The 20,423-nt window shown below is 71.5% G+C and carries 18 protein-coding genes; 10 read left to right on the top strand and 8 right to left on the bottom strand.

Annotation, left to right across the window (positions count from 1 at the left end):
* Positions 1-28: 28 nt before the first annotated feature.
* The gene (locus ABZ855_RS13100) at positions 29-1,051 is read left to right on the top strand and encodes a TolB-like translocation protein (RefSeq protein ID WP_360805510.1); all 1,023 of its coding nucleotides are present in this window, start codon (positions 29-31) and stop codon (positions 1,049-1,051) included.
* Positions 1,052-1,128: 77 nt separating this feature from the next.
* Here the strand turns inward: ABZ855_RS13100 and ABZ855_RS13095 are convergent, their stop codons facing one another.
* Entirely contained in the window at positions 1,129-1,905 is a 777-nt protein-coding gene (locus ABZ855_RS13095) for a carbonic anhydrase (protein WP_360805507.1), read from the bottom strand.
* 199 nt (positions 1,906-2,104) lie between these two features.
* Here ABZ855_RS13095 and ABZ855_RS13090 point away from each other — a divergent pair, with 199 nt between their 5' ends.
* Positions 2,105-3,325, top strand: coding sequence for a metallophosphoesterase (locus ABZ855_RS13090; protein ID WP_360805504.1), 1,221 nt, complete (start codon positions 2,105-2,107; stop codon positions 3,323-3,325).
* A gap of 63 nt (positions 3,326-3,388) precedes the next feature.
* Positions 3,389-4,156 carry a Stf0 family sulfotransferase gene (locus tag ABZ855_RS13085; protein ID WP_360805501.1) on the top strand — a complete coding sequence of 256 codons (768 nt, stop codon included), beginning with the start codon at positions 3,389-3,391 and terminating at the stop codon, positions 4,154-4,156.
* On the opposite strand, the gene ABZ855_RS13080 is transcribed toward ABZ855_RS13085, so the two are convergent.
* From ABZ855_RS13080 to ABZ855_RS13055, 6 genes are all read right to left on the bottom strand, one after another.
* Positions 4,121-4,768 (bottom strand): DUF5825 family protein, encoded by a 648-nt coding sequence (locus tag ABZ855_RS13080; RefSeq protein WP_360805498.1) that lies wholly within the window; start codon positions 4,766-4,768, stop codon positions 4,121-4,123. The two genes, ABZ855_RS13085 and ABZ855_RS13080, sit on opposite strands and share 36 nt — an antisense overlap.
* Positions 4,765-6,723, bottom strand: a complete 1,959-nt coding sequence (locus tag ABZ855_RS13075; protein ID WP_360805567.1) for a RiPP maturation radical SAM C-methyltransferase — start codon at positions 6,721-6,723, stop codon at positions 4,765-4,767. Before ABZ855_RS13075 ends, ABZ855_RS13080 begins: the two co-directional genes overlap by 4 nt.
* Positions 6,724-6,749: 26 nt before the next feature.
* Complete coding sequence (locus ABZ855_RS13070; protein WP_360805495.1) at positions 6,750-7,535, bottom strand: hypothetical protein; 786 nt, start codon at positions 7,533-7,535, stop codon at positions 6,750-6,752.
* Positions 7,532-8,548: a DUF692 family multinuclear iron-containing protein gene (locus tag ABZ855_RS13065; protein ID WP_360805492.1), complete on the bottom strand. Its 1,017-nt coding sequence runs from the start codon at positions 8,546-8,548 to the stop codon at positions 7,532-7,534. Before ABZ855_RS13065 ends, ABZ855_RS13070 begins: the two co-directional genes overlap by 4 nt.
* Complete coding sequence (locus ABZ855_RS13060) at positions 8,545-10,554, bottom strand: radical SAM protein (RefSeq protein WP_360805489.1); 2,010 nt, start codon at positions 10,552-10,554, stop codon at positions 8,545-8,547. Before ABZ855_RS13060 ends, ABZ855_RS13065 begins: the two co-directional genes overlap by 4 nt.
* A gap of 69 nt (positions 10,555-10,623) precedes the next feature.
* On the bottom strand, positions 10,624-10,776 hold the full coding sequence (locus ABZ855_RS13055) for a hypothetical protein (RefSeq protein WP_360805486.1): 153 nt from the start codon (positions 10,774-10,776) through the stop codon (positions 10,624-10,626).
* A 218-nt stretch (positions 10,777-10,994) separates the two neighbouring features.
* Between ABZ855_RS13055 and ABZ855_RS13050 the strand changes: the two genes are divergently transcribed.
* Positions 10,995-14,093 (top strand): lantibiotic dehydratase, encoded by a 3,099-nt coding sequence (locus tag ABZ855_RS13050; protein ID WP_360805483.1) that lies wholly within the window; start codon positions 10,995-10,997, stop codon positions 14,091-14,093.
* Positions 14,094-14,153: 60 nt separating this feature from the next.
* The gene (locus ABZ855_RS13045) at positions 14,154-14,903 is read left to right on the top strand and encodes an IclR family transcriptional regulator C-terminal domain-containing protein (RefSeq protein ID WP_360805480.1); all 750 of its coding nucleotides are present in this window, start codon (positions 14,154-14,156) and stop codon (positions 14,901-14,903) included.
* Positions 14,904-14,937: 34 nt separating this feature from the next.
* Here ABZ855_RS13045 and ABZ855_RS13040 read toward each other — a convergent pair whose 3' ends face one another.
* A complete protein-coding gene (locus ABZ855_RS13040) occupies positions 14,938-15,744 on the bottom strand; it encodes an IclR family transcriptional regulator (protein ID WP_360805477.1) in 807 nt (268 codons plus the stop codon).
* A gap of 169 nt (positions 15,745-15,913) precedes the next feature.
* Here ABZ855_RS13040 and ABZ855_RS13035 point away from each other — a divergent pair, with 169 nt between their 5' ends.
* The 5 genes from ABZ855_RS13035 to ABZ855_RS13015 all read left to right on the top strand — a co-directional run bounded on the left by ABZ855_RS13035 (position 15,914) and on the right by ABZ855_RS13015 (position 20,408).
* A complete protein-coding gene (locus tag ABZ855_RS13035) occupies positions 15,914-16,819 on the top strand; it encodes an ABC transporter substrate-binding protein (RefSeq protein ID WP_360805474.1) in 906 nt (301 codons plus the stop codon).
* Positions 16,816-17,646 (top strand): amino acid ABC transporter permease, encoded by an 831-nt coding sequence (locus ABZ855_RS13030; protein WP_360805471.1) that lies wholly within the window; start codon positions 16,816-16,818, stop codon positions 17,644-17,646. Before ABZ855_RS13035 ends, ABZ855_RS13030 begins: the two co-directional genes overlap by 4 nt.
* Entirely contained in the window at positions 17,646-18,395 is a 750-nt protein-coding gene (locus ABZ855_RS13025) for an amino acid ABC transporter ATP-binding protein (protein ID WP_360805564.1), read from the top strand. Before ABZ855_RS13030 ends, ABZ855_RS13025 begins: the two co-directional genes overlap by 1 nt.
* Positions 18,392-19,306, top strand: a complete 915-nt coding sequence (gene mmuM, locus ABZ855_RS13020; protein ID WP_360805468.1) for a homocysteine S-methyltransferase — start codon at positions 18,392-18,394, stop codon at positions 19,304-19,306. Before ABZ855_RS13025 ends, mmuM begins: the two co-directional genes overlap by 4 nt.
* A 118-nt stretch (positions 19,307-19,424) precedes the next feature.
* Positions 19,425-20,408 carry a 2-oxoglutarate and iron-dependent oxygenase domain-containing protein gene (locus ABZ855_RS13015; protein ID WP_360805465.1) on the top strand — a complete coding sequence of 328 codons (984 nt, stop codon included), beginning with the start codon at positions 19,425-19,427 and terminating at the stop codon, positions 20,406-20,408.
* The last annotated feature ends 15 nt before the right edge of the window (positions 20,409-20,423 follow it).

Here is a 20,423-nt window from a genome sequence, read left to right as displayed (position 1 = left end):
CCACCGTCACGAAGTCCCAGGAATCCACATGACATCGCTGCGCAGCCGCCTGCTCATACTCGTCACCGGGGTGCTGATCCTCGCGGGCGTGGCAACCGGCGTGGTCCTGAACGCCGCCGACCGCGCGGACCGGGCGAACCGGTCCCAGCCGGGCGGCCCCGCCGTCAGCACGGGCAAGCTGACGCTCGACCAGAAGAGCCGCCTGGCCTTCGTCAACGCGGCCTCGGGGCCGCACCGCACCGCGGTCGCCTCGGTCCCGTCCACCGACCCCGGGGCGGGCCGGACCGCGTCCGACCTGAAGTGCGCCCGGTTCTACGCGGCGGCCGGCACGGGCGTCTGCCTCCAGTCCGTCCCCGGTGTGCTCAAGCAGAGCAACCGCGCCCTGCTCCTGGACGCGAACCTCCGCACCGTGCGCACCTATCCGCTGGCGGGCACCCCCAGCCGGGCCCGGGTCTCACCCAGTGGCCGCTTCGTCGCCTGGACCGTCTTCGTCTCCGGCGAGTCCTACGCGTCCGCGTTCTTCTCCACCCGGACGTCGATCCTGGACACCCGCACGATGAAGCTGACGCCCAGCCTGGAGACGTTCTCCGTCGTCCTGGACGGCAGGTCCTACCGCGCCTCGGACATCAACTTCTGGGGCGTCACCTTCGCCACCGACGACGACACCTTCTACGCCACCCTCAACACCGGCAACAAGACGTACCTGGTCCGCGGTTCGCTTTCCGAGCGCAAGGTCACCACCCTGACCGAGAACGTGGAGTGCCCCTCGCTCTCCCCGGACGGGACGCGCGTCGCCTTCAAGAAGCGGGTCCTGTCCCGTACCGCCCTCTGGCACGAGTACGTCCTCGACCTCGGCACCCTGAAGGAGACGGCGCTCGCCGAACGCCACAGCGTCGACGACCAGGCCACCTGGCTCGACAACGACACCGTCGCCTACGCCCTCCCCGCCGACGGCAAGGTCGGCAGCAGCGACCTGTGGACCGTGCCCGCCGACGGCACGGGCAGCCCACGCCTGCTGATCCCGGGGGCTTCCTCACCCGCCCCGCTGTAGAGGCGGGGCACGCGACGGTTCCCGCCTTCCTTCGGGACGGCGGGAACTGTCGGACCAGGTCAGGACAGAGCCGCGGGTCAGGCGGCAGGTGCTCCGGTGAGGGTCTCCACGCGGCCCGTGTCGAGCGAGTAGTAGGCGCTGACCACGGTCAGGTCGCCCTTCTTCACCAGGGGCGCGAGCGAGGCGTTGGACCGCAGGTCGGCGGCGGTCAGATTGGCGTGGGCACGGATCATCGCGTCGACGGGGTCGGCGTGCTTGACCTTGGCTATCTGCTTGTAGGCCGGGCGCAGGGCTTCCACGATCGACTGCAGGTTGCCCGGCAGTTCCGTCCCGTCCTTGAGCGCCTTGTACGCCGCCTTGATCGCGCCGCAGTTCTGGTGCCCGAGTACGACGATGAGCGGGGACCCCGCGGTGACGGGCCCGTACTCGATGGAGCCGACGACCACCGGCTGCACGACCTGCCCGCCGGTGCGTATCACGAACAGGTCGCCTATGCCGGTGTCGAAGACCAGCTCCGGCGGTACGCGGGAGTCGATGCAGGAGACGATCACGCCGTACGGCTTCTGCTCGGGGGCGACGGCCGCGCGCCGGGCGGGGTCCTGGTCGGGGTGCTGCAACTGCCCGCTCACCCAGCGCTTGTTGCCCTCCAGCAGTCTCGCGTATGCCGTCCGGGCGGAGTCGGGCCGGGGCGCGGCGTTCGCGGAGGGGCTGGGCGAAGCCGCGGCGGCGTGCGCCGCGTTCGCCGCGTCGGAGCCGTTCGTCTTCGACGAACAGCCGGTGAGCACGGCCGCGGTGGCCGCCGCGAGTCCTCCGGTGAGAACGGCCCTGCGCTGCGGTCGCACAGCGTTACCCATGAGTCTGCCCCTTACATCCCAGGTGGAGTTGGTGATTCCACCCTCACTGGGGAGCGGTTAGGGGCCGTCCAACGTTCATGCAGCGCAAGGGAAGCGCTCGTCCAAATCACACCGTGCGACCGCGCGGAGCCGCTTTCGGACCGGCCGGAGGGTACCGGATACAGTGCGCGACACGGCAGCCCGGTACGAGAGGGGAAGCGTGACCGACACCAGTGACACCCGACCCGCCGACAGCGAGGCGCGGGCTCCGCGGCAGAGCCGACTGCTCCGCCTGATGCGCTACCTCCCCCTGATCGCCCCCGTCCTGCTGTGGGCCGTGCCCTGCTGGGTGCTCCTGCACACCGGCCAGCACTGGCCGCTGCCCGTCACCCTGGCGGGCACCGCCCTGTTCCTCCTCGGCTTCACAGCCATGCCGCTCGCGATGGCGCGCGGCCACGGCCGGCGTCAGCAGGACTGGGCCGCGATCATCGGTGACACCCTGCTGGGCAGCAGCTGGGTCCTGTTCACCTGGTCGGTTCTGCTCGGTGTCCTGTTGCGGCTCGCGCTGACCGTGGCCGGCGTCGGTGAGGATCAGGACCGGGCCCGGATCGTCACCTGGGCCGTCCTCGGCACCACCGCCGTACTCCTCACCTGGGGGTACGCCGAAGCCCGCCGCGTGCCACGGGTGCGCCGGCTCGACGTACAACTCCCGCGCCTGGGCGCCGGATTGGACGGCACCCGGGTCGTCCTCATCACCGACACCCACTACGGCCCGCTCGACCGCGCCCGCTGGTCGGCGCGGGTGTGCGAGACGGTGAACTCCCTGGAGGCCGACCTGGTGTGCCACACCGGCGACATCGCGGACGGCACCGCCGAACGCCGCCGCGCCCAGGCCGTCCCCCTCGGTACCGTGCGAGCCACCCATGCCCGGGTTTACGTCACCGGCAACCACGAGTACTACAGCGAGGCCCAGGGCTGGGTCGACCTGATGGACGAGCTGGGCTGGGAGCCGCTGCGCAACCGTCATCTGCTCCTCGAACGCGGCGGCGACACCCTCGTGGTCGCCGGCGTGGACGACGTCACCGCCGAATCCTCCGGCCTGGCAGGCCATCGCGCCCACCTCGCCGGAGCCCTGGACGGCGCCGACGCCGACCTCCCCGTCCTGCTCCTGGCACACCAGCCCAAGTTCGTCGACCGGGCGGCGGCAGCCGGCATCGACCTCCAGCTCTCCGGTCACACCCACGGCGGCCAGATCTGGCCCTTCCACCACCTGGTCCGCCTCGACCAGCCCGCCCTCGCCGGCCTCAGCCGTCACGGCACCCGCACCCTCCTCTACACCAGCCGGGGCACCGGATTCTGGGGCCCGCCGTTCCGTGTCTTCGCCCCCAGCGAGATCACCCTGCTCGTGCTCCGCTCCCCGCACCCGTCCACCTCGCCGTAGCACCGTGTCCGGAACGCGACACAGCCGGTGGCAACCACGGGTGCCGGGCACGAAGGTGTTCCCATGGCGCTGCGCTATCGGACCAACTCTCCGGAGTTCGACTTCCCGCCCTACTCCGGTCTGCCGCCGGTCCGTTACGTGCTCGCGTCGACCCCCCGGTGCGGCAGCAACATGCTGGCCCGCGCCCTGTGGCACACCGGGCTCGCCGGTTTCGCCGAGGACTACTTCGCCGACGCCTTCGTCCTGGACTACTTCGAGCGCTGGGGATTCGACTCCGGCGATCCACAGGAGTTGGCGACGGGCTATGTGCGGCGGCTGATGAGGTGCCGGACCAGCCCCAACGGCGTGTTCGGGCTGCGGATCCACGCGGGACACCTCGGGAGCCTGGAGATCGACCCGTACGACATCCTCCAGGCACCCCGGTACATCTGGATCCAACGGCGGGACCGATTGCGGCAGGCGGTCTCGTACACCATGGCTGAGCAGACCGGTGTCTGGATCCTGGACGGGACCCTTCTGCCGGAGGGGAGTGCGCGCGCCGCCCCCCGGTACAGCTACGCGGAGATCCGCCGTTATCTGCGGCTGCTCGACCGCGACGCGTCGGTCTGGGAGGACTACTTCCGCAGGCGCGGCGTCGTCCCGCATGTCGTCGTCTACGAGGACCTGGTCGCGGACTACGAGACACGCCTGCTGAGCTGCCTCGACTTCCTCGGTGTCGGCGCGCCCGAGTCGGTGCCGGCGCCGGGGATCAGACGGCAGGCCGACGAGTTGACGCAGCGGTGGGTCGAGAGGTTCCTACGGGATCGTCGTGCTGAGCGGCCAGCGTCGTAGGCGGTACGGGGTCCACCACAGATGGCGCCCGGCGCGATGGAGCAGGTTTTCGCGCAGGTAGCGCTCCAGGGCCCGCTCGGTCGACGCCGACGCGACCGCCGGGACGCCGTCCAGCAGTCCCTGGAACGCGGTGCTCCGGGGAGCCTGGACGACCAGGCGCCGGAAGGAGCCCCAGCGGTGGTCGCGGATCTCCAGGAAACCCGGGCCCCGGCGGTAGCCGCACTTCGCGATGTGGAACGAGCCGCGCCACGCGGTGACCACGCGTTCGTCGCTCTCCTCTCCCGTGGAGCCTAGGAGGACATTTGCCGGTGGGTACAGATGGCTCAGCGCCCGCCACTGGGCCGGGTCCGGCATGCGCACCGTCCAGTCCACCGCGATGCCGTGGCTGGTGAGTTCCCGGACGAGGAGGAGGACGGCGACCGCGGACGCGCCGTCCGGATCGGTGAGGTCCACGGGCTCGTGCACCTGGACGAACTGGACGCCGTCGGAGGCGAGCCGTTCGACGGCGTCCACCGGGTCGCCCGGCGGCCCTTCGAGGGTGCCGCAGCGGATGCCCGGCAGGAGCATGGCCCCCGGATCGCGGTCCTTCCACAGAGTCAGCTCCGGCTTCATCGGGTGTATCCCCCTGTCGGGGCCGCGAGGGCGGGGACGAGCGGCGTGTCGTCCCCGTGCAGCCCGTCCCCGTGCAGTCCGGCGCCGTCGAGCCGCAGCAGGTCCTGGTTGGCCACGGCGGGCGCGACCTGGACGTACTGGCCGCCCTCGGCGAAGACCAGGCCGAGGGCACGCCAGCGCGCCAGCAACCCGGTGAGGCGCTCCGCTGTCACCTCGCCGGTCGGCTCCCCCGCCTCCGCGCACCGGGCGGCGGCCTTGCGCAGCAGCGCCGCCGGGCTGTGCGGTGTGTCGAGCAGCCGGAACACCGTCACTTCGAGCGGATCGGTGAGGTCGAGGAGCCGCCAGAAGAAACCCGGCCGGGTGTCGACCAGGACGATGTGTCCGCCGAGGTCGCAGTGGGTCAGTCGGCTGCGCGGGTACGCCCGCGTCCAACTGGCGACGGCTGTGCGCAGCCGGTTCAGGCAGTCGTCGGCGATGCCCTGGTTCGGTGAGTCGAAGATGTAGACCAGGTCGGCCAGTTCGTCCTCCGGGAGGTCGTAGATGTGGTGGTAGTGCGAGGCGGGGCTCAGTTCGCCGAAGCCCAGTTCCGGCCGGTCGAAGTAGGGGCTGAACCGCTCGACCTTCAGACGGGTCGAGTTGGCCGGTGGTCCGAGGTGGTGCAGCGCGGGCAGCTGGTCGATGATCTCGTCGTAGTCCGCTTCGGTCTCCCCGGGGAAGCCGTAGAGGTAGTTCCAGCTGAGGTTGACTCCGGTGGTCTCCGCGTCCCGCAGCAGCCGTACGTTCTGGCAGCCGGTCACCCCCTTGTCCATCAGTTTCAGCACCCGGGTGCTGAGGTTCTCCACGCCGGGCTGTACGTAGCTGACGCCGGCCGCGGACAGGGTCGCGAGCTGCTCGCGCCGCAGGTTCGACTTGATCTCGTAGCACAGCCGCAGGTCGTACCCGGACTCCTGGAGGAGCGGGGCCATCGAGTTGAGGTAGGCCATGTCGAGGATGTTGTCGGTGACCCACACGTCGAGTACGCGGTGGCGCTCGACCAGGCCGAGGATCTCCTCCACGAACCGCCGTGGGTCCTTGCTGCGGAACTCCATGAACGAACCGTTGAGGCCGCAGAAGGTGCAGTGGTGCTTCTCGCCCCACCAGCAGCCGCGCGAGCCCTCCACCACCAGCCGCGGCTCCACCCAGCCGCCCGCGGTGGACCGCGCGTGCCGCTCGAAGTAGTCGCCGTAGTCCGGGGTGACCAGCGCTCCCGGCGGCAGCGGGGCGGCGTCCATGGGATGGGCCACGGACCGGCCCTGCGAATCGCGGCGGCACAGGCCGGGGATGGCGGCAAGGTCGTCGGCGTCACCGTCGCGGAGCGCGGCGAGCAGCCTCGGGAACGCGATCTCGCCCTCGCCGCGCACCACGAAGTCGACCTGGGGGAAGTTGCGGTGCAGCGCGGCGCCCTGCGGTCCGTCGCAGTTCGCGCCGCCGAAGACGGTGATGGTGCCGGGCGCCAGTTCCTTGACCACGCGGGCCGCGGCGAGGGTGGCCGCGTTCTGCGCGAACGTGGTGGTGAAGCCGACCACGTCCGGTGCCGTGGCGGCGATCTTGGCGGCTGTCTCCCGGACGAACAACGGCGCGAGTTCGTGCAGTTCACGCGCCTTGGCCAGCATGCGCTCCGGCATCTTCCCGTCGAAGTGCTCGGTGAACTCCGCCATCCGCCACCGGGGTCGGCCATTGAGCGCGGCCGAGAAGATCCACTCGCTCTGTCCGGAGAAATAGGAGTTCGCGCAGAATTCGTACTCCTCGAAGCCGTACTCCGTACGAGCGGCCACCCAGTCGGCGAAGTCGAGGTTGGCGTGCACCACCTCGACGTCCGCGGCTCCGTCGGGGAAGACGTCGAGGATCCGGCGTTTGAGAATGCCGAGCGCGAGGGACGGCGCGTCGAGCGACGACCACGGCATGTCCACCAACACGATGTGCAAGGCGGTTCCTCTCCCCGTCACCACAGTCCGCGGCGTGCCAGCGCGCGCCGCGCGGTCTCGCGCCGGGCCGTCGGTTCGGCCTCGAAGGCCGCCGCCACCCGCCCGGACACCACGCCGTGAGCCAGTCCGGCGGCGGACGTGGTGAAGTACGCGTATTCCACTGCTTCCACGTTCGTGGCGAGGTCCGTGTCCCCCGCGCCGTGCTGCTCCCCCGGGATGGTCCCCCAGGTGGCGACGGACGCCGGCGCGTACGCGCGCAGGGCGGCGTGGCCCCGGTCGGTGCGGACGATTCCCTCCGCCTCGATCACGAACGACAGCGGCTGCTCGCACGTCAGCGCGGTGAACAGGGCGATCATCAGCTCATGGGTCACGGTGTCGCGCAACGCCCCTGCCCCGACGCCGTCCAGCAGGTAGGACGCGAACGCTTCCTCCGAGGACATCCCAGGGGTGGTGTACGGGATCAGCCGGAACCGCGAGAACTGCGGTGAGCCGAGGAAGCCGGTGAGCAGGCCGGCCTCCGTGGCACCGGCGTCCTGGAGCAACCGCAGACTGCGCGGAAACGTGGTCGCGAGGCTGCCTCCGCTGCCGGGCCGCCACACCTGGGAGCGCAACCGGCGTGCGGTGGTGTCCAGTTCGGCCAGGTCGACGGAGGCCAGGCACTCCAGCTCGCCGGGATCCGCCGCCACGGCCTCGGCGCCCTCAGCGGCGAGCCGGGCCCGCAGGTCCGCGTCCAGCAGTAGCCGCAGGAGCAGGTCGGTCAGCCCCTCGCCGTCCAGCGACGCGCCCGGCTCCACCGTGCTCACGCCACCTCCCCGCGCTGCCAGGCGGCGACCAGGTCGCGCAGCCGCGCGTAGTTGTGCCGGGACTTCTCGACCAGCTGTCCGTCCTCGCGGTACATCGGGTCCTCGTAGGTCACCCCGAGGAGGTTCGGGCAGCGCGGCAGCAGGTACGCGGTGAGGTCCACCTGCTCGTCCAGCAGGACGCCGTGGTGCAGGTCGCGGAACTTGCCTCCCACGATCTGGCAGCCCGAAAGGTGCAGTTCCCGGCACCGGCTGAGAGGCAGCGCCTCGATCCCGTCGTACATGCTGCTGCCGGTACGTCCCCTCAGCCACTGGTAGCTGAGCAGATGGCCGACATCGAGCGTCACCCAGACGTCGGCGTCCTGTGCCAGCCGGGCGAAGTACTGGAAGGCGTCCATGTGCCCGAGGACGAACGAGCCGCCCTCGGTGAAGCCGGGGAACTCGACATGCAGCGGCGGATCGAGCAGCCGGGCCGCCTCCGCGACGTTCCGGGTGGCGATCTCCAGCCCCGGTTCGGTCAGCGGCGGCGGAAGCGGATAGGGCATCGGTATGCCGCGCAGGCTCCAGATGCCCAGGTCCTCGACCACCCAGGAGAAGCCGTAGCGGGCGGCCAGTTCGTTGGTGAACTCGGCGGCCGGGCGACGGTCGTAGGGCTCGGGCGTGCCCATGTTCAGCTCGGTCTGGTGGAAGGCGCGGGCCGACCCGGCGGGCGACGCCTCGAAGAAGCGGTCGTACGCGCGCACGTAGTCGGCCGGCCGTACGCGGGCACGCGAGCGCGGCTGGAACGCGAGGGCCGAGTAGGCGAAGTCGCCGCCGTGTCGGCGCAGGAAGGCGCGGACCCGGTCGGTGATGTCTCCGCCGCCGTCGTCGCTCTCCACGAATCCGATCCCGCGCCTGCCGAGGCGTCCGCCGCCCCACGGCATGTCCAGCAGTACCCCCAGGCCCATTCGACGCGGGGATCCGGTGACGGTGGCGGTTCCGGCGCCGCCGGGTGCGGTGCGCGACGGTTGCGTCATGTCGAACTCCTGGCTGAGGGGACCGGTTCGGCCGCACGGGCCGGGTCGGGAGTGCCCGCCGCCGCGTCGGCCAGCTGGGCCAGCAGTCGGCCGCCACGGTCGGTGCGGGCCGTGAGCAGGCCGTCGGCGCGCTGTTCCACGTCGCCTCGCGGAAGCGCGTAGAACCGCTCGCGGACGACATCGGCGAGGGTGAGGCGGTCCGCCGTACGGTCGTCGGCGTGCTCGGGCACGGCGCGTACCCATGTGTACGGGCGCAGGGCGGCGACGGCGGGCACGCGATGGCCGTTCGGGGTGGGGCGTGAGGGTGTCGAGCCGTTCGTACGGCCCGGTTTGACGGTGCGGAAGATCCGCACCAGCCGGTCCAGTGCCTCGGTGCGCGTCGGGCCGCCGGGGACCGCGAGCGGGTGGCCGACCCGGCCGGCCAGGTAGCTGAGCTCGGGGTTGCCCGCGAGGCGGTCCGAGGTGTCGAGGGCGAGGCCGTAGTCCTCCGGCCCGGCCACGAGTCTGCTGCCGGGCTCGGCCACCATCAGTTCCAGCGCGTCGATGCCGATCCGCCGCTCGTTGTCGACGAGGAAGCGCAGGGAGGCCTCGAACTCGTCCGGAGTCTCGTCCAGGACCTGGCCCATCACGGTGAACCGGACGGTGATGCCCGCCGCGGCGAGGTTGTCGAGGATCCGCTGGTAGTCGGCCGCGCGCACGCCCCGCTCCATCCGGTCCAGCAGACGCTGCGAGGTGCCCTCGTAGCCGACCGAGATCATCGCGCAGCCGACCGCGGCGAGGTCGTGGCAGAACGCCGGGTTGGTCAGGACGGCCTCCAGCCGGCTGCGGACGCCGAACCGGACCCGTATGCCACGGTCGCGTGTCGCGCGCATGGCCTTCAGGATGAGCCGCAGGTTGGTGTTCTCGTCCGCGACCGACACGTACCGGGTGCCCGTGGCGCGGACCACGGCCTCCACGGCGTCGGCGATCTGGGTCGCGGTGCCCTGCTGGTACCCGCCCTGCGGAAGCGATCGGTTGCCGTACGAGCAGAACGCGCAGCGCCCCCAGTAGCAGCCGACGCACGAGACGATCGCGAGTTCCAGGGCGTCGTTGAGGTAGGAGCGGAACGGCAGTCCGGTGAAGTCGGGTGGGCCGAGGTCTCGGAAGCGCAGGGTGACCGCGGGACCCGTGCGCGACCCGGCATCGGACCGTGGCAGCCAGGTCATGCCGGGCACGGTTTCGAGCGGAACCGTCCCGTCGAGCGCGTCCAGCCAGCGTTCGAGCGGCTCCTCCCCGGCGGTCGTGCAGAGGGCGTCGACCGTGTCCCGCACTCCGGACAGCCGGACGAGGCTGTCGTGACGGAGCATCACCTGCTGGCCGCCCAGGCAGATCAGGGTGTCCGGCGCCAGCCGTCGGACCCAGGCGGCGATCAGCAGCGCGGGCGCGAGCTGGCTGAAGAACGCCACGGACAGGCCGACCACCCGGGGGCGATGCCGGCCGAGCAGGCCGGTCACCAGGCGGTGCAGCGATTCGACCGGTACGCCGGACGCGACGGGCGGCTCGTCCGCGGCGCGGCGTACGGCGTCGTCGAGCCGTCCGAGGTCGTCCCAGGTCCGGGTCAGGAAGGTGTCGCGGACCAGCAGTTCGAGGCCCAGGGTGGCGAGCCGGACCGCGCGGTCGGGGCCCAGCTCGCCGGCTGACTCCTTGTGCAGGACGTGGGCACGCAGTTCGCCGATGTGCGCGGCGAAGACGTCGGCCACCGCTCGGCGATACCAGTCGCTCACGGCCGTACCGTCGTCACCCGTGTCCTGGGCGCGGACCGCGTCGTCCAACAGCGCGGGACGACGCAGCAGTTCGTGGAGCACAGCGATGTTCAGGTCGGCCTGGTGAACCTGCCGGCCGCGGCGCCGCAGGTGGCCGGTCAGGTACGGCAGGCTCAGATACGGGAAGAACCTGGCCTCGGTCTGCGGCGGAAAGATCAACAGGACGTCGGTGCGGGAACGTCCCGCCGACCGGCTGGACGGCACGACCTGCCTCCTCGTCTCAACCGGTCTCGTCCGTCGGAGAGTTGCCGTCGGCCGTTGCTACCGGGCGTCCTACTCGGGGATGTCCTCCGTGCTCTCCGCCGCGATGTAGGTGTACGTGTGGTAGGCCGCGCCGAGCTTCAGCTCACTGGAATCGATCACCTGGAGTTCTTCCAGTTCACCGAATTCCTCGTCGACGAGTTTCTCAGGAGATGCAGCAGTCATGATTTCCTCCCCTTCGCAAACGTGCTGGGAATGTGCCGCTTGCCGTGTGCGGCGCCCAATGCTAGCCAGACCGCACGTGCGACAACAGCCCAAACGTCGTCGTTTGGAATGGACCGCATTATCCCAGGTCAACGGCTCATGAGGACTCCGCAGAACCGGATTGCGCAGCAACGGCGTCAAATGACCATGACTCATAATCGCCTCTGCCGCCGCGCGCTTTGGGAAGATCGAAGGTCGAGGTCAACGCCGTTGTGCTGCTGGAGGGCTGTTTGTACCGCCATGTAGATGCGGCCGTGGTCCGGGCGGCGGTCCGGCATCCCGACCAGCCGATGGTCTGGCCGGACCTGACCGGCCCGTCCGCGCACCGGGAGTCGTGGCGGGCATGGCTTCAACAGACGTGGCAGGCAACCGACTTCGCCACCGCGGTCGAGTTCTCCAGCCCGGACCTGGCGAGACGGGTGCGTCAGATATGCGACGGCGAGCCGGTGCCGGACCTCGCCGTGCGGCGCGCGGTGGTTTCGGTGGTGCGTTACCTGCTGCGCGCCCGCTCGCGTGCCACTCCGTTCGGCCTGTTCGCCGGTGTCGCGGCCGCCCGCACAGGGGCCGCTCCCCTGCTGCGTGCGGGCACCGGACACCGGGCGGTCACCAGACCGGAGGCGGCATGGACCGCGGCTCTGGTCGACCGGCTGGAGGAACATCCCGTGCTCCGGCCCCAGTTGACGCTGCGGGCTTCCAGCCTCGCGTTCGAGCGCGACGGACGCCTGACGATCGAGCACCGCGCAAGCAGTGCGAACGACGGTGGCCCGGTGCACGTGGGGATACGCGCGACCGGACCGGTCCGCATGGCCATGGACATCGCACAGGCGCCGGTCGTGTGGACGGTCCTCGCCGAAGCGCTCTCCGGCGGCTTCCCTGCCGCTTCGCCCACGGCGATCGAGAACCTGCTCGCGAACCTGGTACGGCAGCGATTCCTGATCACCAGTCTGCGTCCCGCGGTGACGGCCTCCGATCCCGTCGCCACCCTGCTCGGACAGATACAGCACCTGCCCGCCGCCGAAGCCGACGAGTTGCGTGAGGTCGCGGCGGCACTGACACGGCACGACGACGCCACCGTCACCCCCACAGGCGCCCGCGCCGAACGCGCACGCGTGACGGCCGCGATGACACGGCTCTGTTCCACCGCAAAACCCGCGCTCGCCCTCGACCTGCGGTTGGACTGGGACCTGGTGATCCCGGAGGCGGTGGCCGAGGAGGCGGCTTCGGCCGCCGAGGTGCTCACGCGCCTGGCGCCCCGGGCGGCGCTGAGCCCTGGATGGGCTGCCTGGCACGGCCGCTTCCTCGAGCGCTACGGCCCGGGAGCGGTGGTACCCGTCCTGAACGCCATCGACCTCCTCGGCTACCCGTCCGGCTACCTCGGGTCCGCATCCGCGTCCACAGCCGCCTCGGCGGGCCCGACACTGACCGCCCGCGACAGCCGGCTGCTGAGGCTCGCGTACACCGCCGCGACGCGGCGCCGCCACCACGTCCGGCTCGATGACGCCGCGATCGAGCAACTGGCGGTGGTGGATCCCGGCGGGCCCGTGCAGCCGAGCGCCGAGGTGACCGCGCGGATCCACGCCGCGAGCATGTCCGCCCTGGGACAAGGGGAGTTCACGCTGCACATCGTCGGGGTGGCCCGTGCGGCCGGTACGGCCACCGGGCGCTTCCTCCACCTGTTCGACGCCGAGGACCGCCGCCGGATGACCGACGTGTACGCCGGTCTGCCCGGCGTGCAGCAGGACGCGCTGATCGCGCAGATCAGTGCCACCCCGCTGTACATGCGCTCGGTGAACGTCGCGCACGCCCCGCAGATGGCGGGGCTGGTGATCCCTCTCGGCGAACACCACGGCCCGGACACGGACCAGGTGCCCGTGACGGACCTGGCGGTGACCGCCGATGCCGAGCGGTTGCACCTGGTCTCGGTCTCCCGGCGCCGTCCGGTGCACACGATGCTGCCGAACGCGGTGGAGCTGACCCAGCGCACCCATCCGCTGGCCCGTTTCCTGATCGAGGCACCGGTGGCGCTGGCCGTCCCGTGCACCGGGTTCTCGTGGGGAGCTGCCGTGGCCGGCCTGCCGTTCCTCCCCGCGCTGCACCACGGGCGCACCGTGCTGTCGCCGGCCCGCTGGACGCTCGGCGTCGACGATCTTCCCGGCGTGCGGACGCCGTGGCCGCAGTGGGACGAGGCCCTGGCCGAATGGCGTCGTGACGTTCTTCTGCCCCGGTACGTGTACCTGGGCGACGGAGACCGGCGCATGAACCTGGACCTGGCGGAGCCCTCGCACCGGGTCCTGCTCCGTACCGACGTGGAGCGCGACGGCAGGGCGCTGCTGCGTGCCGCGCCGAATCCCGGGGATCTGGGCTGGACCGGCGGGCGCGCCCACGAGATCGTCATACCTCTGGCCGCTGCGGGCCCGACCCGCGCGCCTGTCCGCGCATCGGGCGACGTCGTCGGTCCGGAGTACGGCAGCTTGCCCGGCTGCGGCAACCTGCTCTGCATCGGCTTGCACGGGCACCGCGACCGTCAGGACGCGCTCCTGACCCGTCATCTGCCGTCGTTTCTCGGGGAGTTGGGAGAGCCCCGCTGGTGGTTCGTCCGTCACCGCGATCCCGAGGACCACCTACGTCTGTGTCTGACCTGCGCGCCCGGTTCACTCGGCACGACTGTCGAGCGGGTCGGCGAGTGGACCCGGCGGCTGCGGCACGCGGGCCTGATCACGCACGCGAGCCTCGATACCCACTACCCGCAGACCACGCGCTTCGGCGGCCCGGCTGCGCTGGAAGCGGCCGAGGAGTACTTCGCCGCCGACGCGGCGGCCGTCCTCGCCCAACTGACCGCGCAGGCCGGGCGGGACGCTCCCAACGTCCGTGCGGTGACCGCCGCGAGCATGGTGGACATCGCCGTCGGCCTGCTCGGCGACGACGCGAAGGCGATGCGCTGGCTGGTCGCACACACCCGCACGGACAGATGCGCCCCACCCCGAGCGGTCTACGACGAGACCATCGCCCTGACAGCCCCCTCCCCCAAGGCCTCAGGCACTCCGGTGCTGGACGCGCGCGTCACCGCGAGCTGGTCCGCACGCCGCGCCGCGCTGGCCGCCTACCGCGGCGCGATCGAGGGCGCCGGGACGATGCCCGTCCAGGACCTGCTCCCGGACCTGCTGCATCTCCACCACGTCCGCATGCGCGGACCGGGACCAACGAAGGAACGAGCGCACCTGCACCTGGCCAGAGCCGCGGCACTGAGCTGGACGGCACGGGCGAGGAGAACACCCTGACCACGACAGCCCGCCGACGCCACGCCGACCGGCTCCCCCGGACTCTGTAGCATCCGGCGCATGGACGTGGCGACGGGTGCACTGGCTCGAGGACTCGGGCTCGCGGAACGGGTGGTTCGCGGGGAGCTCGACAGTCGAGGGGGACCCGGTGTGGTCCGGCTGGCGGAGGAGAGCGGGCTGGACAAGGGGCAGGCTTCGCGGTTGCTGCGGGATCTGGTCGGCACCGGGACGCTCGCCCGGGACGGGCACGAGTTCCGGGCCGGGGCGGATCTGCTGGCCGTCGCGGCCGAGGCCGGACCGTGGGGCGTGGAGAGCCGGGCGCTGCTGCGGGAGTTGGTGGTCCGCTTCGGGGCGTGTGCGTACGTCGACGTGCTCTGCGGGGCGATGGTGCTCTCGGTGCGGGCGGAGCTGGCCGCCTGGGCCGAGTTCTCCTGGGCGCGGGCGGGGCGGCTGACGCCGGTCTGGTGCACGGGGGCGGGGCGGGCGCTGCTCTTCGACCACTCGCGCGAGGAGGTCGCGCGGCTCCTCGGCGGCGAGGACTTCATCGGGGCGGGCGGCCCGTACGCGCCGCGGACCGTGGACGAGTTGCTGGCGCGGGTCACCGCGGACGCGGGGCGCGGGGTCGCGGTGTGCGAGAGCGAGTACGACGAGGACGTGCTGGAGGTGGCGGCGCCGGTACGGGATCCGCACGGGGACGTCGTGGCGGCGGTCAGCGCGGTCGTACCGCACGCGGCGGCCAGGGACGACCGGGAAGAGCTCGTCGCCGCGATCGGTGACGCGGCGGCGCGACTGGCCTCCCTGCTCGGCTGAATCGACGGGTGCTCAGTCCCCCGTCCGTCTTCGCTCAGTTCCCGTCCGTCTTCCCGTCTCTCTTCCCGTCCGCCTCCTCGTCCGTCGACCTCAGTGCGGCGGTCAGCCAGTCGCTCCAGCGGACCACCGAGTCCGCGCAGGCCGCCGTCGCCGGCTCCAGGCGGCGGCGGGGGCCGACGACCTGTACGGCGGCGACGATCTCCCCGCGGAAGTCCCTGACCGGGGCGGCGAGCGAGTACAGGCCGGGCTCGGCCTCCTGGTCGACGACCGAGTAGCCGCGCTTGCGGGCAGCGTCCAGCCGGGCCATGAAGTCGTCCAGGTCGGCCGGGGTGTTGGGGCCGTGCCGGACGAAGGCGGTGCGGGCGAGGACGGCCGCGACCTCGGTGTCGTCGGCGTCGAACAGCAGGGCCTGACCGGCGTCGCTGCAGTAGGCGGGATAGGCGCGGCCCACCCAGGACACGAACGAGGACAGCGCCGACGGCATCGACTCGAGGATCGTCACCGAACTGGCGCCCCGCAGGACTCCCAGGTAGGCGCACTCCCCCGTGTCGGCGGCGACGCCCTCCAGCGCGGTGCGGCCGTCCCGGCGCAGTCGTGCCTCGGTGATCTGCTGGGCCCGCGCGTACAGCTCCCAGGCCACGGAGTAGCGCAGCGAGGCCGGATCACGGCGCAGGAAGCGGGCGGTCTCCAGGCTGCGCAGTATGCGGGAGACCTGACTGCGTTCGCGGCCCAGGAGTGCGGCGACCTCGCCGACGGTGTGGCCGCGGGGATCCTGCGACGGGTGCTGGGCGAAGAGTCGGAGCACGGCCAGGCCGCGTTTGAGGCTGCTGTCGGTGGTCATCGCGGGCCGAGCATAGCGCCAGGCCGCGGTGCCGTCCCGCGCCATCGTTGCGCGAACATTGCAGGTTCATTGCAGGGTGCGTGCATCATGAGCAACTGGATTTGCCTATTACGCATTCAGGGTTAGTCTCCAGCAATCCCTCGCACATCAGGCTCATCTGGAGTACGCCTTGTCCGCTCTGCGCCCGCTCATCCTTCTCGGCTCCGCGACGCTTCTTCTGGCGGGCTGCGCCGACCCCTCCGAGCCGACCGCCGGCTCCGCCGGCACCCCGTCCGGCGCCGCCACCTCCGCCGCCGCCCCGATCGCGGAGAACGCCGCGCTCGCCGCCAAGGTCCCGGCCGCGCTGAAAGCGAGCGGCATCAAGATCGCCAGCGACGTCAGCTACCCGCCGATGGACTTCTTCGACTCCGACAACAAGACGGTCATCGGCGCCGAGGCCGACCTCGACAAGGCCATCGGCACGGTCCTCGGCGTCAAGGTCACCATCGAGAACGTGCCCTTCGACTCGATCCTGCCCGGCCTGCAGTCGGGCAAGTACCAGCTCGGCGTCTCGTCCTTCACGGACACCGCCGAGCGGGAGAAGGTCGTCGACTTCGTCACCTATTTCGACGCGGGCACGTCCCTGCTGGTCCCGTCGGGCAACCCCAAGGCGCTCAAGCCCGAGGGCGACTCGCTGTGCGGCCGTACCGTCGCCGTGGCGAAGGGGTCCACCCAGGCGCTGGAGGACCTGCCGGCCCGCGCGAAGACCTGCAAGACGCCGATCAAGGCCAGCACCTTCCCGGACGGCACCGGTGTGAACCTCGCCGTCACCAGCGGCCGCGCCGACGCCGCCCTGGCCGACTCGCCGGTGGCCGCCTACGCCGCCAAGCAGTCCGGCGGCAAGCTGGAAGTGGCCGGCGACTCCTACGGCAACGCGCCCTTCGGTATCGCCGTACCGAAGAACAGCGAGCTGACCGAGCTGCTCAAGTCGGCCCTGGAGGACCTCAAGGCGAGCGGCGGTTACCAGCAGGTCCTCGCCAAGTGGGGCCTCGAGTCCGGCGCCCTGGACAAGTTCGAGATCAACGCGGCCTCATGAGCGAGGAGCTGCCGGTCTACCGGCGCCGCCGGCCGGGCCAGTGGGTGCTGACCTTCGTGGTCGTGCTCCTGGCCGCGGCCCTGGTCCAGTCGCTGATCACCAACCCGCGCTTCGGCTGGGACACGGTCGGCGCCTGGCTGTTCAGCCGGACCGTGATGACCGGTCTGCTGACCACCCTGGAACTCACCGCCGCCGCCATGGCGATCGGGCTCGTACTGGGCATCGTGGTGGCGCTCATGCGGCTGTCGGAGAACCCTGTCGCGCGGACCGTCAGCTGGGCGTACATCTGGCTCTTCCGGGGCACCCCGCTCCTGGTCCAGCTGTTGTTCTGGGGGTTCATCTCCGCGCTGTACCCGACGCTGTCGCTGCACCTGCCCTTCCTGCCGGCGATCGGCGACGTCCCCGCGAACTCCGTCATCACGACCTTCGCCGCGGCCCTGCTGGGCCTCGGCCTCAACGAGGCCGCCTATCTCGCCGAGATCATCCGGGCCGGCATCGTCTCGGTCGACCACGGGCAGACGGAGGCGGCGGACGCGCTCGGCCTGTCCCGGGCCAGGACCCTGCGCCGGATCGTCCTGCCCCAGGCGATGCGGGTGATCATCCCGCCGGTCGGCAACGAGACCATCTCCATGCTCAAGACGACCTCCCTGGTGAGTGTGCTGGCCTACGCGGAACTGCTCTACTCCGTGCAGATCGTGTACTCCCGCACCTACCAGACGATCCCTCTGCTGATCGTCGCCAGCATCTGGTACCTGGCCGTCACGACGCTGCTGAACGTCGGCCAGCACTACCTCGAACGTCACTTCGCGAAGGGCAGCAGCCGATGATGATCGAGGCCACCGGCGTCCGCAAGTCCTTCGCCGGGCAGGAGGTGCTGCGCGGAATCGACCTCTCCGTACCGCGCGGGACAGTCACCTGTGTGATCGGGCCCTCCGGATCGGGAAAGTCCACCTTCCTGCGGTGCGTGAACCGTCTGGAGCGGCCCGACGGCGGCCGGATCCTGGTGGACGGCGAACCGATCGGGTACGAGCCGTACCGGGACGGGCTGCGCGAGCTGCGCCGCCGTGACCTGGCCCGGCAGCGTCGTCACATCGGCATGGTCTTCCAGCGCTTCCATCTCTTCCCGCATCTGACGGCCCTCGCCAACGTCGTCGAGGGACCGGTGGGCGCGGGCCGCCCCCGTGCCGAGGTCACCGGCGAGGCGCTGGCACTCCTGGACCGGGTCGGTCTGGCCGACCGGCGCGACGCCTACCCCGCTCAGCTCTCCGGCGGCCAGCAGCAACGGGTCGCCATCGCCCGCGCGTTGGCGATGCGGCCGAAGCTCATGCTGTTCGACGAGCCGACCTCCGCCCTCGACCCGGAACTGGTCGGCGAGGTGCTGGACGTCATGCGCGGCCTCGCCGCCGACGGCATGACGATGCTCGTCGTCACCCACGAGCTGGGCTTCGCCCGCGAGGTCGCCGACGAGGTCGTCTTCTTCGACGACGGCCGGATCCTGGAGTCAGGACCGCCCACCCGCATCCTGACCGCCCCCGACCACCCCCGGACCCGCGACTTCGTGGCGAGGGTGCTGTGACGACCTTTCGCGACGCCCTGTCCGCCGGTCCCCTCGTCCTGGACGGCGGCATGTCCAACGAGCTGGAGGCCCAGGGCCACGACCTGAGCGGCGGCGCCCTCTGGTCCGCCCGCCTGCTCCGCGACGACCCCGACGCGATCGCGGCCGTCCACCGGGCCTACTTCGCGGCGGGCGCCCAGGTCGCCATCACGGCCGGCTACCAGGCCACGTACGACGGTTTCGCCCGGCTGGGCATCTCCCGCACCGAGACCACCGCGCTGCTGCGCCGCAGCGTTTCCCTGGCCCGCGAGGCCGCCGAGGCCGCCGAGGCCCAGGGAGACGGCAGGCGCTGGGTCGCGGCGTCCGTGGGTCCCTACGGGGCGATGCTGGCCGACGGCTCGGAATACCGGGGCGACTACGGCCTCACCGTGGCCGAGCTGACCCGTTTCCACCGCCCCCGGCTGGAGGCGCTGGCCGAGGCGGGCCCCGACGTCTTCGCCGTCGAGACCATCCCCGACCTGCGGGAGGCCGAGGCCGTGCTGATCGCCTTGGACGGCCTGGGCATCCCGGCCTGGCTCTCGTACAGCATCCGTGGGACGACCACCAGCGCGGGCCAGCCGCTGACGGAGGCCTTCGCCCTGGCCCGGAGCAGCGACGCCGTCATCGCCACGGGGGTGAACTGCGCCCCCGCCGCCGACGCGACCGCCGCGCTGGACCTGGTCACCGGAGTGCCCGGCGTCGTCTATCCGAACGGCGGCGGCGTCTGGGACGCCGGAACCCGCGGCTGGCTCGGCGCCCGGGACGAGATCGCGGACCTGGCTCCCTCCTGGCTCCGCGCCGGCGCGTCCCTCGTCGGCGGGTGTTGCCGGGTCGGCCCCGCCGAGATCAAGGAGCTGGCGGGCCGCCTCCACGCCGCGCCGACCGGCCGCTGAGGGCAATCCAAGCCCGGCGGACACTCCGTGTGCCCCGCAGCCGACCCGGCGCGCCGGAAACCAGCGACCCCCGCTCACCCCCTCCCCGTACACGCACCACTCGCAAGGAACACCATCCATGTCCCAGCCCGCCCCCCTCCCGGTGATCGACCTCTCCGCCCCCGACCGTGACGCGCTCCACCGGGCCGCCCGTGACGTCGGCTTCTTCCAGCTGGTCGGTCACGGCATCACCGCCGCCGAACAGGCCCGGCTGCTCGGTACCGCCCGCGACTTCTTCGCCCTGCCCGAGGGTGACCGGCTCGCGGTGGACAACCTCAACTCGCCCCACTTCCGCGGCTACACGCGGATCGGCAACGAGCACACCCAGGGCCGCCGCGACTGGCGCGACCAGCTCGACATCAGCAACGAGCTGCCCGCTCACGTGCCGGCCCCGGGCGAGCCGCCCTACTGGTGGCTGGAGGGGCCGAACCAGTGGCCCGAGGCCCTGCCCGTACTCCGTGAGGTCTCGCTGGACTGGATGGCCCGGCTCAGCACGGTCGCCCACCGGTTGCTGCACGAGCTGCTCGCGGCCGTCGGCGGCCCCGAGGACTTCTACGACCACGCCTTCTCCGGGCACCCGCGCAACCACCTGAAGCTGGTCCGCTACCCGGGACGCGCACCGGAGGGGGACGAGCAGGGCGTGGGCGTGCACAAGGACTACGGCTTCCTGACCCTGCTGCTGACGGACGAGGTGCCCGGACTGCAGGTGGAGACGCCGGACGGGCAGGGCTTCATCGACGTGCCGTATCTGCCGGGGGCGTTCGTGGTGAACCTCGGCGAGCTGCTGGAGGTCGCGACGAACGGCTATCTGAAGGCGACGAACCACCGTGTGGTCTCTCCTCCGGGCTCCCGCGAGCGTTTCTCCGCGCCGTTCTTCTACAACCCCCGGCTCGACGCCCGGATCGCCCCGCTCCCCTTCCCCGGCGCGTCGGACGCGACAGGCATGACGGAGGACCCGGACAACCCGCTGTTCGCGGAGTTCGGCTGGAACGAACTCAAGGGCTGGGTCCGCGCCCACCCCGCGGTGGTGCGGAAGCATCACCCGGAGCTGACCATCGCATGACGGTCGGCGCAGCCG

Origin of the sequence: Streptomyces sp. NPDC047042, assembly GCF_040644035.1 — a bacterium.
GTDB lineage: Bacteria > Actinomycetota > Actinomycetes > Streptomycetales > Streptomycetaceae > Streptomyces.
Note: the sequence above shows the minus strand (reverse complement) of the source record. Positions and strands in the feature narration are given on the sequence as shown.